Annotated in this window: 11 protein-coding genes; 7 read left to right on the plus strand and 4 right to left on the minus strand. The window is 52.8% G+C overall.

Going from position 1 to position 14028, the window contains the following annotated elements:
• Window positions 1–4 precede the first annotated feature (4 nt).
• The 5 genes from QWI17_RS13430 to QWI17_RS13450 are packed head-to-tail and all read left to right on the plus strand — an operon-like array spanning window position 5 to window position 6525.
• Window positions 5–1111, plus strand: a complete 1107-nt coding sequence (locus QWI17_RS13430) for a polysaccharide biosynthesis/export family protein (RefSeq protein ID WP_302723027.1) — start codon at window positions 5–7, stop codon at window positions 1109–1111.
• A 55-nt stretch (window positions 1112–1166) separates the two neighbouring features.
• The gene (locus tag QWI17_RS13435) at window positions 1167–2540 is read left to right on the plus strand and encodes a GumC family protein (protein ID WP_302723028.1); all 1374 of its coding nucleotides are present in this window, start codon (window positions 1167–1169) and stop codon (window positions 2538–2540) included.
• A gap of 53 nt (window positions 2541–2593) precedes the next feature.
• Complete coding sequence (locus tag QWI17_RS13440; RefSeq protein WP_302723029.1) at window positions 2594–3892, plus strand: O-antigen ligase family protein; 1299 nt, start codon at window positions 2594–2596, stop codon at window positions 3890–3892.
• A 6-nt stretch (window positions 3893–3898) separates the two neighbouring features.
• On the plus strand, window positions 3899–5209 hold the full coding sequence (locus QWI17_RS13445; RefSeq protein ID WP_302723030.1) for a glycosyltransferase: 1311 nt from the start codon (window positions 3899–3901) through the stop codon (window positions 5207–5209).
• On the plus strand, window positions 5206–6525 hold the full coding sequence (locus tag QWI17_RS13450) for an oligosaccharide flippase family protein (protein ID WP_302723031.1): 1320 nt from the start codon (window positions 5206–5208) through the stop codon (window positions 6523–6525). The genes QWI17_RS13445 and QWI17_RS13450 overlap by 4 nt, the downstream gene beginning before the upstream one ends.
• Window positions 6526–6621: 96 nt before the next feature.
• On the opposite strand, the gene QWI17_RS13455 is transcribed toward QWI17_RS13450, so the two are convergent.
• Genes QWI17_RS13455 through QWI17_RS13470 form a run of 4 tightly spaced genes read right to left on the minus strand, consistent with a single transcriptional unit; the run spans window position 6622 to window position 10982 of the window.
• Entirely contained in the window at window positions 6622–7572 is a 951-nt protein-coding gene (locus QWI17_RS13455) for a glycosyltransferase family 2 protein (protein WP_302723032.1), read from the minus strand.
• Between the two features lie 16 nt (window positions 7573–7588).
• Window positions 7589–8752: a glycosyltransferase gene (locus QWI17_RS13460; protein WP_302723033.1), complete on the minus strand. Its 1164-nt coding sequence runs from the start codon at window positions 8750–8752 to the stop codon at window positions 7589–7591.
• Window positions 8749–9573 (minus strand): OmpA family protein, encoded by an 825-nt coding sequence (locus QWI17_RS13465; RefSeq protein ID WP_302723034.1) that lies wholly within the window; start codon window positions 9571–9573, stop codon window positions 8749–8751. Before QWI17_RS13465 ends, QWI17_RS13460 begins: the two co-directional genes overlap by 4 nt.
• Before the next feature lie 47 nt (window positions 9574–9620).
• Complete coding sequence (locus QWI17_RS13470; RefSeq protein WP_302723035.1) at window positions 9621–10982, minus strand: UDP-glucose dehydrogenase family protein; 1362 nt, start codon at window positions 10980–10982, stop codon at window positions 9621–9623.
• A gap of 517 nt (window positions 10983–11499) precedes the next feature.
• On the opposite strand from QWI17_RS13470, the gene QWI17_RS13475 reads away from it, so the two are divergent.
• A complete protein-coding gene (locus QWI17_RS13475; protein ID WP_302723036.1) occupies window positions 11500–12618 on the plus strand; it encodes an alginate lyase family protein in 1119 nt (372 codons plus the stop codon).
• A gap of 199 nt (window positions 12619–12817) precedes the next feature.
• Complete coding sequence (locus tag QWI17_RS13480; protein ID WP_302723037.1) at window positions 12818–13894, plus strand: sugar transferase; 1077 nt, start codon at window positions 12818–12820, stop codon at window positions 13892–13894.
• Window positions 13895–14028: the final 134 nt, after the last annotated feature.

A 14028-nucleotide genomic window follows, 5' to 3' on the forward strand; every position in this document is an offset into this window, starting at 1 on the left:
AAAAATGGCCGGTATGATAAAGCTTGCAACCAAAGTTTGTTTTCTGTGGGTAGCCTTCGCTGCACTAGTGGGCTGCGCCTCCAGCTACGAGGACGATTTTCCCGCTGACGCCAACAAAGACGGCAATTTCGATTATACCGATGTTATCGACCACACCAAAGGACGCCCCGGCGAACAACTGGCGACGCTCGAAATCGGTTCTGACTTTCCCGTCTTTCAAAACTACTTTATCTCCCCCGGCGATACACTGGACGTCGTCTATCACTTGGTGCGGAGCCAGAAGGAGCACTATCCGATTACTCTGTATCACACCGTTAGTGTTCAGTTTGTCAATCTATCAAAGCTAGACCAGTCGCAGGATGTTTTACCGGATGGAACCATCAGCTTGCCCTACCTGGGTTCGTACTCAGTGATCGGAAAAACCGTAGAACAAGTACGATCGGAGCTTAACGAGAAGTACAAAAAATACATCCGAGATCCGGAAATCTTTGTCCAGATCAAAAACTTCAACGCTCGCGTAGAGCAGTTGCGTAAAGACCTCCATACAGCCGGTCGAGGCTTGAGTAAGCTTATTAAGGTACGCCCTGATGGCTACGCCACTTTTCCTATGATAGGGGATTATTACGTTGCCCGGCGCAGTGTCGAGGAAGTCTACAAGGAGTTGGGGCGCGACTACCAGGAATACATGCCGGGCCTTCAGGTGGATTTATTCATGCACGAACAGACGGGTACCAATGTGTACCTGCTTGGAGAAGTTGAGGACCCCGGCAGCTATAAAGTTGTACGACCGATCAGTGTGGTCCAGGCTGTGGCTCGAGCCGGCGGCTATACACGCCAGGCGGAAACACGCAACGTAGTGGTCTTTCGGCGCGAGGGCGATCGCCTCCATGCTCACCGGTTTAACATTAAAGATATGGAAACCTTCGGCGCCCAGGCGACCAACTTCTACCTCCAACCCGAAGACATTCTGCTGGTCCCAAGGACTCGTATCTCAAGCGCGGCACAGTTGATGAATGAAATTTCCGATATCTTCCTATTACGCGGCCTAGGACTAACTATCGGTTACGACATCAACGACACCCGCATTAAAGACGACCGCAGTAACGATTGATGCGGTTGTCACAAGCGGGCTAACCCAGGCTGACGAAACACAACACGAGCACAGTATGCAAACTCAGGACTACTTACGCGAACTCATCACCATTTTTTTCATCCGCAAGAAGACAATTCTGGGGATCACCATTGCCGCGCTTGTCCTCGGCATATTGATCGTAATCCTGTATCCGTCTGCGTACCGCGCCAATGGTGCCCTGATTTTGAAAGGCAACCAGGTACTGCAGGCCCAGGGCGGCTCGTTAACCGACGTCAATGCTGAAGTCAACAGTTACGGGGAGACCGACCTGTTCTCCGAAATGGAAATCCTTCGCTCTCAGGATGTAATTCGCGGAGCCGTGCTGCGCCTGCAGGACGATGAACGTTTTCCCATTGACCCGACCGATGAAGAATCTTTAATGAGCATGGTACGCGATGTCCAAAAGCGCCTTGCCACATCTTTGGTGCCCCGTTCGTATGTCATTCGCGCTGCCGTCGAATGGAATGATCCGTCTAAGGCAACGGCCTTACTCGACAGCATTTTCGAAGAGTACATTCAACAGCGACAAACGGTATTCAACCCGGAAGAGACGGAGGAGTTTTTCCGAAATCAACTCGACTCTTTTCGCGATGGGCTGGAGGCATTGGAAAACGACGTTATCGCTGTATCGGGCGGAGCGGGAGAGAGCGAGCTAAGAGACCGCATCAAACAAAATATTGAAATGCGGGGTGATCTTCGAAAAGCGCTGGGCAAGCTCGAAGGTGATTTGATCGAGAAAAACAATTATGTGACATTCCTTGAGCGCTCTCTGCAAGAGGAGGGATTCAACTTTTTTACCGCCGTCCCCAATTTGGTGCTGGGCGATTTTTCGAAAAAAATCGAGGATCTTTTAATCGAGAGAGAAGCCCTACTGAAGGTATATACTGCGGATAACCCCGAAGTCATAAAGAGCGAAGAGCAGCTCAATCGCCTCTACGATGTCTTTAAGAAAGAAGCAGCGCGCAATATCAAAAAGGAGCAAGCTGAGCTGAAAGCTCTCCAAGAGCAAGCCAGTAAAGTGGAGACGCGACTGGAAGCAATCGACACTGAAAATCGTACACTGTATGAGCAGTCCATAAGGGCAAAACGGCTCGACCGGGAGCGCGACGTCATGGAAGATTCGTTCAAGACGTTTGCCACCCGACACCGAGAAGCCAAGATCCGCAACGAAACCAAGTCCGACCACCTGTTTACTGTCGGTGTTGTGGAACAGCCCTACGCTCGAAACAAGGCGGTTTTCCCCAACGCCAGAAATCTTCTTCCGCTGTGTCTGATTATTGGATTGATGTTAGGTATGACCGCTGGCTTTTTAATCGAGTTTTTTGATCATCGCTTTAAGCGACCGGAGGATGTTACCAATTACACTCAAGTGGCGTACCTGTTCTCCGTCCCTGACTACTCCAAGTAATAGTTGCGGTGACGATGCGGGGAAGGCCGGCCTACTCAAATAGCGCGATCGGCATGTCGAGTAATCGCATCGCGATGGATCACCCGATCCCTCAGGTGATGTTTTACCTGATTATTGCCTCCATCCCCTTCTTTCGATGGCGCCAGTTACCCGGGCCCGACTTTATGAAGCTCGACTGGCTGCTGACAGCCGGCTTGCTGGGCTTAATCGGTGCCTATCTTGGGACGTTAAAAGGCCCACCCACAAGGCTGCGCGCCAACATCTGGATACCATGGGTGCTATTTCTGCTCGCCAACCTTTTGGCGACACTTTTATCACCCTACCCAGATCAAGCCTGGTCCGGAATGGTCGTACTATTTCAAGCCTCCATTTACTTTATGATTGTATTACTTCTGGTAAGCGATCGAGGCTTTGAAACGTTTCTACCCTGGACAATTGGCTTAAGCATGGGACTGGGTGCGCTCCTGTCAGTGCTTGGTTATTTTTTCAATGTCGAGGCATTTTCGCAAGAGGGTACAGAGCGTGCCTACGGCGGAACCATTAGCGCCAACAATATGGCATTAATGTGTGTGTATGCCCTACCCGTTGCGGTGCACTGGGCTGTGTACGGAAAACGCAACCTGATAAAGCTGCTGGGCCTCGGCACTTCTCTGATGATGGTACTGGGCGTTGTAAGCACAGTCTCACGCGGCGGTTTTTTGAATTTATTGGTTGTCAGCGGCCTTTTGGCATATCAATACCGAATTCACTTCAAGGTGCGCTATTTAGGCTTAGTGGTCGCGGGCATGACTATAGGGCTGTTGGTGATCGGCACCATGATCCCGGAAGAATTTTTCGAGCGCCAGGCCACGCTCGTCACCGAAGGAACACAAGACAAGTCACTTGATCGGCGCTCATCCTACGTCATCGTCGCCTTCGATGCTATCCAGGCGAAACCAATATTAGGCTGGGGAACAAGCGCTTTCAGAAAGCTGTGGGTAGAGTCGGAAGAGACGCGCTGGTTCGACATGATAGAACGGCCGGCACACAATACTTATCTCGAGGTGGCCGTGGGCAGCGGTATTTTGGGGCTTTGCCTTTTCGCTGCCCTCCTTCTCAAGGCCTATTTGAATTTCAGGAACGCGGAAAAAATGCTTTTGCAAAAGCACCTGTATGAAGCAGCGCACCTCGTAGGGGCCTATAAGCTCGGCTTGGTAGTGGTGCTGTTTTATTTTCTCTTTAAAAGCGGGATAGAGCACAAGTACTTTCTGTTGGCTCTGCCGCTCTCCGTGGTTGCACTGAGATTCGCGCTGGCAAAGACCGAAGCACTTTCGAGCGAGGCCCAAACCGACGCACGAGCGACAAGCCCCTAAAACACTATGACCGACAACCTACCGAAACAAGCACCGCGCATCGGCATTGTCATTGGCACACTTGAGCCCGGCGGTGCCGCACGTATGGCCGTGTCACTGCTCAGAGCGCTGCTGCTTAAAGGCACGCACGCTCGACTGTACTGTCTGGACACAGATCAGGATATGGCACTCGCCGATGAGGACGGGGCAGACTTACGCCAACATATTACGATTTTAGGGCGTCACGGCTCCAGACGGAGCACTCTCCGTAAAGCTCTGGCTATACCCTTTTTATGGGGTCGCCTGGAACGAGAAGTGCGCACGGAAAAGCTCGATCTAGTGATCAGCTTTATGGAGCGAGCGAACATACTCAGCCTGCTCGGCAGTCGGCGCACGCCCCGGGTCCTCTCCATAAGAAAACACATCGAGATGGCCTTGGCCGATAAAACGCCCTTGAAGCGAAAACTGGTGTATTGGGGATACCGTTTTTTGCTTACCCGGGCTCAATGTATTAATTTCAATTCAGCAGAGTCCGCCGAAAGCTTCAAAAATTTGTACCCACGATACGCAGACTCATTATCAGTCATCCACAACTTTATCGGTGACGATGTTCACCGGCGCGCGAATGAGCCACTAAGTGCCGAAGACGAACAACTGTTCGACGAACAAACGTTATTAACGTGCGGACGGCTGGTGCCCGTAAAAGGGCAAGCGTCCTTGCTGCGCGCCTTTTCGAGTGTGGCACACCAAAACCCTAAGGCGAAACTGGTTTTGTTGGGCGGCGGCCCATTGGAAGATGAGCTGAAAACCCTGGCGGTGCGACTGGAATTGTCGGACCGCATCTTCTTCTTGGGCCATAAAAAAAACCCCTACCCTTACATTAAGCGTTGCGGTGTATTTGTTCTATCGTCATTTTCGGAGGGCTTTCCCAATGCATTGCTGGAAGCTATGGCGCTAGGCAAAGCCGTGATTTCCACAGACTGCTATTCGGGGCCTCGTGAGCTCCTGGCACCAGATACCAACCCCTGCGTCAAAACAAATGCATGTGACTATGCCGCGTACGGCGTACTCACGCCGCCTTTATCGCAGAGAGTCAATGCACCGTCAACGCCATTGAACCATGCCGAGCTAGAGCTAGCTGACGCAATGAAAGCGGTACTCGACGATAAAACGTTAAAAAATCAGTTGGGTGAGAAGGCCGCCCTGAGAGCTCAACACTTTAATAGCCATCAGATCATGAATAAGTGGCAGGCTCTGATTGACCAAATTACGGAAAAAGGCAATAGCGGGCGCACCGCGCCTCATTCACAGCCCGACCCACCGAGCCGCAAAAAATGAGGGGACGACTGTTAAAGGGCGGCGCACTCACAATGGCGCTAAAACTGATCAACCTCGGCTTAATGTTCATAACGAGCATTATCCTCGCCCGCATTCTGGGGACTCATGACTATGGGAGCTACATCTTTGTTTTCACCCTTGTTGGGCTTCTGTCTGAGCCGGTTTTTCTCGCCCTGCGAACCGTCGCCATAAGAAACGGCACGATTTATCTCGAACAAACCCGGTACGACTACCTTCAGGGTATGATTCAGATGCTGGGAAAAGTGGTATGTATCAGTGGTTTTTTCTCCACCGCCGTACTGATGTTATGCGCCTTTTTCCTGAAGGACCGCACAGAAGGAGGCCACTACACCCTATACCTCGTCGCTGCCGTGCTGCCCTTTATCTGGGGCGTAAACCGAATCAAAGATGGACTGCTAAGAAGCGCAGGCTCTGTTTTTGCCAGCCAAGCACCGAAGCTGCTGTTTCGGCCCTTGTTGTTATTGGTTTATGTCTTTATTACCTGGTGGCTGCTCGACGAATCGTTTAATGCCTCCTGGGCCATGGCTATGCAGATTCTGGCGGCGGCTTCTGCCGCTCTCTTGTATGGATGGCTGTTTCGTGGGCGGTACAACGAGTATCTTGACGGCGTTGAAGCAAAGCACGAATCGCGTGAATGGCGCAAAAGCATGGTACCGCTTATTTTTACCGGGGTGTTCGAGAACCTCAACACTCGCATCGGCATTCTACTGATTGGCCTGCTAATGGCACCGGCGCAAACCGGGGTTTTTCATGCCGCTTACCGACTGGCGGAGCTAATTGTTTTAGCGTTTGCCTCAGCCAATGTCGTTTTTGAGCCCCACATGGCTCGGCTGTATCACAATGGGGAGCACCAGGCGCTGCAACGAAAGCTCACCACCATTGCGCGATTGGTTTTCGCGCTATCCTTGCCGGTCGCGGCTGTAATGATTATCTGGGGCGAATGGATATTGAGTTTGTGGGGCAAAGAGTTTGCGACAGCAGCACCAGCGCTCACTATTCTAGCAGCAACGCAGCTCGTCAATGCGGCTTTTGGAAGCTCTGCCATGTTACTGCTGATGACTCATTACGCAAAAATCGCGGCATCGGGTCTGATGTTGGGCGTCTGCATAAAAGCGGCCCTGTGCTTTGCCTTGATTCCCCACTACGGTATAACGGGCGCTGCTTGGGCCGCCTTTGGAGGTATGTTAATCACCAAAATATACCTGATGATTCGGGCTGAAACAACGCTGGGGCTACACACCTCTGTGGCAGGGGCGGCTTTCGCCCGCCTGTTTTATACACCCAAAGAGCACTGATCCATTTGATGCGCTTCAGACAGCTGAAGCAAATACAAGTGAGTTTACTCACGCTCGTTAAAGCCACCTGCCATCTTCAGAAAACCCGGATTGGCGCTATAGCGAGTCCAGTGACCTCCCCCTACAGATATCCAGCAGGCCGGTTGCAATACCTTGCACTCGGCGCCATTCTTTTTTCTTAAAAGAAACGAGCGCAATACCGATCCGATAGAGGCTATAACCAAACAAAGCGAACCAGAAAAACAGCCAATCGAACGGAGTTCGCCTTACTTGGTCCCTAAAAAAATAGTAGCGAGAGAGGACAAACGCGCGCCCTTTGATTACCCAGTTGAAATTCGACTTGGGGGCGCAATAGTGATAAAGGCGCGCGCTGGGGTTGACCAGTAATCGGTACTTGCGCGAAACACGGTAACTAAACTCCTTGTCCTCCCCTTGCCCGTAACCACTGGCGCTTCTATAGCGGTTTGAAAATTGGAATTCGGAGAAAACGGATCTCTTAAAGGCGCTTACCCCACCCAAAAGAAAGTCAACTGATCGGGTTTTCTTAATTGGCCAGGGTGTTTTTCCGTAATCGGTAGCGAAGCCCGAGCGTTTAACCTTCCCCTCGCGCAGCCCTGTCAAGCCGAACAGCAAAAAGGGCAAATACTCAAATAGATCCTTAGGATACCGAAACCAATCATTTTCAATAATGCCGCCAACGCCGACGACGGTATCGTCATTGCAGGTGTCAAAGGTATTGACCAGCTGTTCAATGTAATCGTCGAACAGCACAACATCGTCCTCGAGAAAAACTAACACCTCAAACGTGGCTATTTCAGCGGCGCGGTTTCTAGATTCGGTGACGCCGGGTATGTTTTTTTGTTCATAGACACACTTCACGCCCGCCGACTCAAACTGATCTTTCAAGGGAAAGCCACCCAGGTCACCGTCGTCAACGATTATGAGTTCGTCTGGCAGCCGGGTCTGCTTGAGAATGGACTGCAAACAATCGTCAAGGCTATCCGGGCGATTATAGGTCGGTATTATGGCGCTGATTGTGTGAGGCATAGGATCTCAGTGTCTATCAGTTCTTTTTGGGTACCCACATGACGTATTTGCGGCCCAGGAAAAAGTCACAAGTTCCCAGAAACGTTCCATACAGACCAGCAGCAACATACGCGTTGGTATTGATTAATTTTTTTAGCAAGCCGGGCAAACGATTGCGCAGAAGCCCGTAATAGCCCACCAGCGTAACAGTGAGATACAGCGCGATAGCCACCACCAGCGCCGCGACTTTCCCGGGGGAGGAGAGGTTAATTGCTACCACAGCGACGACGGCTAGCAATACTGCGTGGGGGATAAAACGCCTGAGCACCTTGTTGATGAACAATCGGGGAGCGAAGAAACCGAACGACACCGGGTTGAACAATGCCCGGTGGTGCCACATTCCGCTCAAACTCCGGCAGACGATACGCCGACGGCGCTCAATCTCGTGGCTAAGCGTGCGAGAGGGGATACGTATACGAGCAACCAGATATTGGTCAAAAATCATTTTCCGGTGCGAGCGAATCACACTCAAACCGCTATATAGATCATCCGTAACGCCATCCGGGATGTGTCGGGTTAGTGATCGACGTACGGCATAGAGTTTACCGTCGTTGGACGTGATTTGCCCCAGCTGAGACTCCCAGCGTTTTATCAAAGAGTCGAGGTTGATGTACAGAGACTGCGCGCTCGAGTCTTGCCCTTTTTCCCCAATCTCTCGCTGACCGCAAACACCACCAACTTGAGGGTCTTTGAAGTGCTCCTGCAACCGTGCAACACAGTCGGGCTCAAGCAGACTGTCCATATCACTAAAAATTATAATATCGCCCTGGCACTCCCTGAGCGCCAGATTGAGGACTGCGTTTTTCCCCATTGCCTCCCCGGACTCATGCAGCGACACCACAGCTGGCAACGCATCCGCGATTTGCTTTATGAAATCTGGGGCCGGGCCGTCGTGATAAAGCACCCATTGCTGCAGCCCATCAATAGCCTGGGTATTTTTCAGTTTTTGCTGAAGGAGTTCTTGCGAGGGGTTTTTAACCACAGTGACCATGGCGAATCTTTGCCTTTCGGCGCCTTCGTCGACAGTGGAGGACTGAACCCTGGAAGTTTTGCCAAAACGAACATTCAGCCATAACAGAAGAGGATTGCCAAGAATGACCGCAACGGGAATCGCCACCGCAATCCAAAATACTACTATCATAGCCGGCGGTAACCTGCGACGAATTCTACCCGACGGTTTTGCGAGCGCCCGGATTGGTCAGCATTAGATGCGACAGCCTCAGCCTCTCCACGCCCGTGTGCCTCAAGTCGAGTTGGATCAATTCCGCGGGCGACCAGGTATTCGACTACCGTTTGCGCACGCTGGCGAGAAAGCTCCATATTGTATTCTTCGCTACCCTGATTGTCGGTGTAACCAATCACTCTCAAAAGTATCTCAGGTTGAGCCTGCAAAAGCATGACGACTTGTTCGAGAAGCGGAAACGCTTCTGGCATTAACTCCCAACTATCGAGAGAAAAGTGCACGTTGCTCAGAGAGGGCAGCATAGCGGACAGCTCGGCGCACCCCCAGCGAGCGTTGTCACCGCTCTCCCAAACGGCCCGGCAGTCACTCAGTGCGTCGTCCGCGCCGGCAAAGGGATCATCTTCTCCGGACTTTAAATCACAGTCTTTGCCGTCTGCTTCGACTCCATCGCGGCAGTTATCCGACGCATCGATTGCAACGTCGCTGTCTTGCTCGACGGGGCAACCCTCATTGTCCACAACCGTATCCGGCGGTGTCCCGGGACACAGATCAAGGAGGTTGGCAACTCCGTCACTGTCATCGTCAATAACGCATCCGCGCTCGTCGACGGGCGTTTGAAGGGGAGTTTTTATGCAATCGTCTCTGTCATCGGCAACACCGTCCTGATCAGCATCGGGTACGGCGCCGTCTTCTGCCACCCACATGCCAATGTGGTAGTGCGAACAACCAGCGGTCAGAATCAGAGCAAAACTTAGTGCAAAGACGTTTTTGTACGACATGATCAACCTTTTTAGACTGGGGCCACTTTGAGGCTTCAACGAGGTCGCTACCGTGCTCGCTTGCTTACGCTGAGACCGCGACCGATACCGTAATAGGCAATCCCCTGATAGCGCATGTAATCGGGATCAAAGATATTGCGACCATCGAACACGGGAATGGCTTGCTTTAATTGCGATAGGGAGTTCATATCAGCGGCTTTGAATTCGTTCCACTCGGTGCACACAATCAATGCATCGGCGCCATCAAGGGCGTCCTCTTTATGATCGCAATAGGTGATCGCCGAGTTTTCGCCAAGAATGGCACGACAGTTGTCGGCCGCCTTCGGGTCATACGCGAGAACACGAGCACCGCCATCCAACAACCCTTTTATGATCTGTAGACTCGGCGCTTCGCGCATGTCGTCTGTATTAGGCTTAAAGGCGAGCCCCCATAGCGCGAAAGTACGACCTTTTATGTCACCCTTAAAGTGGCTGTCTACCGACTCCAACAGATGGGTTTTCTGTAGCTGATTCACAGCCTCAACCGACGCGAGAACCTGTGGTTCAAAATCCACTTCGCGCGAGGAATGGATCAAGGCCTTGACGTCTTTAGGGAAACACGAACCGCCGTAACCACAGCCCGGATAAATAAAATGGTAACCAATACGTGGGTCGGCGCCGATACCGAGTCGCACCTGTTCAATATCTGCCCCCACCCGCTCGGCAATTTGGGACATTTCATTCATAAAGGAAATTTTGGTCGCCAGCATACAGTTAGCGGCATATTTGGTCAGCTCTGCTGACACGCAATCCATGAACATGACTTTGTCATGGTTGCGATTAAACGGCATGTACAAGTGTCGGATTTCATCGAAAACTGCAGTGTCCTCGCAGCCGATGATAATGCGATCGGGGCGCATGCAATCCTGCACAGCGGCGCCCTCTTTGAGAAACTCAGGGTTGGAGATGACGCTGAACTCCAAGTGCTGTTTATCCAGCTCCACCAGCCGTTGATGAATTGTGTTGCTCACTTTCGCGTTGGTGCCGACCGGCACGGTGGACTTAACATAGACCAGCTTGCTTTCACTCATATGCTCGGCAATGGTTTGGGCTACCTTGAGTACGTGCTGCAAATCGGCCGATCCGTCTTCCTCGGAAGGTGTGCCCACGGCAATTAAAATGTGCCGACTGGAGTCGATTGCCTCAGAAGCATCCGTGGTAAAAGATAAGTGCCGTGCCGCAGTATTTTTGCGGATAAGCTCTTCCAGACCAGGCTCGTAGATTGTCACCTCACCGCGATTTAGGCGGGCAATCTTTTGCTCGTCAATGTCCAGGCAACAAACCCTGTGGCCCATTTCGGCAAAGCAAATGGCTTGAACCAAGCCGACATAACCGGTTCCGATAACAGTAACGCTGATGCTGCTCGACATACTTGGATGATCCTCAAAGGCGCACGATCTAACCGGCCATGTTCCGCCACGTAAAGCCCGGAGTCTGGCCGAAACGTTTTTAGAAACCTCTGATCAACCCCTTGCGGCCGCTGGCTTTCAGGAATTTTTGCTGGCAAGGCGTGCGATCGAGTCAGGCTGGTTGCCCGGCAAGTGAGTACACCAAAAGTAGGCGCTCTAAGCGACGCTGTCAGCGAGAATTCCTGAAAGCCCCAAAGGGCGCGAGCATTCTCGGCGTTGGCAATCTTGCTAAGGACTACGGCCATTAACGGCGATTGCCGCCTTGTGTCTGCTCCGCGCCCGATTACGCAGAGACCACAAGGAGTTAATCAGAGGTTCCTCTACCAACTTGCCTTAATCGCTGGCAAGCAAAAGTGTCTAATAATACACAACATACCGACCGTTAGAAGCGTTAAAATGAAGAGTTTGCTTGGGTTCGGCTGTCGCCTAAGTATACACTAGTACTTTCCTTAAATGACAGTAAGCAGAGGGTGAAGCCATGTCCCGAGCCTGGACAATGCGCCTGACGATCGTGCTGGCCCTTGCAGCAACACTGACCGTTTTGATCGCTCATAAGTGGCGCGAAAACGGTCTCCAACTTACGGTCGCCGAGAGCGAAAAACGCACCTGGCATTCGAGCGCACCTGTCCTTCCCGCGCACTACATCTGGATTGATAGAAATCGACTGCTCGCTTTACCCACTGAGGGTCCGGCCTGGGAAAATTTGCTGACCGCCGCCAACCAACCCCTCGGAATCCCCAACCTTGCCGATCAAAACGACCCGACCAATGTGCAGGTTCTGGCGCGGGCGCTGGTCTACGCACGTACCGGGGGTGAGCATCTGCGCCGAAGTGTGATCAGCACCTGCATGATGGCGATTGGCACCGAGCGCGGAGGCCGAACTCTGGATCTTGGTAAGGAGCTGCTCGCTTATGTATTGGCGGCGGATCTAGTGGGTCTTGAAGGCGAACAAGAGCAGCGCTTTCGCAACTGGCTGTCAACGCTACCCGAGCGTGAATACCCCTCAGGAAAAACACTGCGATCGACCCACGAGCGCCGCCCCAACAACTGGGGCACTTTTGCCGGATCCAGCCGATTGGCCGTCGCCGCCTACCTAGGGGACAAGGAGGAGATTGCCCGAGCAGCGCGGGTGTTTAGAGGCTGGCTGGGCGACCGCACACTCTACTCCGGATTTCGCTTCAAAGACCGCAGCTGGCATGCCGAACCTCTACGCCCGCGGGGTATAAACCCCGTAGGCGCGACCAAACAAGGCTACTCCATCGACGGCGCCCTGCCTGACGATCAGCGCCGCAGCGGTGGATTTCTTTGGCCACCACCAAAAGAAAATTATGTCTATACAGCACTACAGGGCGCACTGGCACAGGCTGTCATCCTGGATCGGGCCGGCTATCCGGTTTGGGAATGGGAGGATCGTGCACTGTTGCGAGCCTTTCGCTGGCTACACGTGCACGCTGACTATCCCGCGCAAGGCGATGACACCTGGCTGCCCCACCTAATCAATTACTACTACAGCGAGAACTTCCCTGCCCCGGTGCCAAGCCGGCCCGGGAAAAATGCGGGCTGGACCGACTGGACCCACCCTCCCGGCATGCACTAAGGCCCTATTCTGGCCGCTTGCGCATATCCACCACTTTCCCTCCCCGCAGCGAACCGACCGGTCGGCAGGCTGCATTTTACCCATGGCGACCAAAAATCACACAAAAAGCGCCAATTAGGGGTTGATGTTTTTTTATGCGTCACTCAGAATCCTAAAACGAAGACAAAATGTGCGATACATCACAAAAAACAGAGGTTCTATGCTCGCTCAGTCCCTTGAGAAAAACACCAAACGCACTGATCCGCCCGCCAAAGGCACGCGCAAACTGCGAAGCGCGCTCGACTGGCTGCTGGAAAAGCTGCTGGCCGTGTTATTGCTGGTGTTATCGTCGCCCCTGTTTATCGTTCTGCCACTGCTAATCAAATTGCAAGATGGTGGGCCGGCTTTCTACCGTGGCGACCGGCTGGGGCGCCACAAAGAAACCTTCCAGATGTACAAATTTCGTACATTGGTACCCGATGCGGAAAGCCAGCTTGGCGCTCAGCTGCTCAATCACCAACACCAGCTGCACACACCCTTAGGTAAGTTCTTGCGCGATGTGCGCGTCGATGAGCTGCCACAGCTATACAATGTATTGCGCGGAGATATGGCTTTTTTCGGGCCGCGCCCGGAGCGCCAGGCGGTATACGAGGCGCAGTGCGCGCAAATTCCGGGTTACGACAAACGCTTCGCAGTCAAACCTGGCGTTCTCGGGTACTCTCAACTGTTTACACCCCACAGCGCGCCCAAACGCATGCGAGCAACCATCGACAACAACTACGGTCAGCGCGAGCAAGGGCTGTTACACGAGCTAGGCGTGGTGATCTATGCCTTCAGTCACCTTAGCTTCGGACTGGTAAAGCGCGCGAGCCGCTCGGTGCTAAAGCGTTGCGTAATGTTCCGCCACGCCGGTAAAACCCGCGAACGTCGCCGCCTAAAGCGCGTCAGCCCAGTGGGGGTAGAAGTTGCGCTTTTTACCGATGTACACGCTATGAAAAGGCAAAGGCTAGGGAAAGTAGTTTTGGGCGATATCAGCGACGAGTGGACCCGCGTCTACTGTGATCAGCCCCTGCCGGAAGAGCCTCTGGTACTGCAGCTGCGCATTGACACCTCGGCTCGCAGATCCAGAAATGCCACCGACAAACCAAAAACAACCTATTGCCGCGCAAGCGTTGTACGGCAGTTGGAGCGCCCGGGCCATACAGGCCAATACACCTACTTGCTGAAATACGAGCCCACTTCGCCCCTCAATCGGTATTTACTAGACAAGTACTTCATCGCCAAAAGCATCTTTTGATACGGCGCTCTTAAGTGGGCCGCGCCGGCAACACTCGCAATAACGGTGCGGTTCAGATTGCCGCTCCCTATGCCAGAGCCTGCTGGAGGGGCGTGGCATTAACACTTTAGCTATTTTATTGCGCTGTCCCGGTT

This window comes from Gilvimarinus gilvus (assembly GCF_030518155.1).
GTDB lineage: Bacteria > Pseudomonadota > Gammaproteobacteria > Pseudomonadales > Cellvibrionaceae > Gilvimarinus > Gilvimarinus gilvus.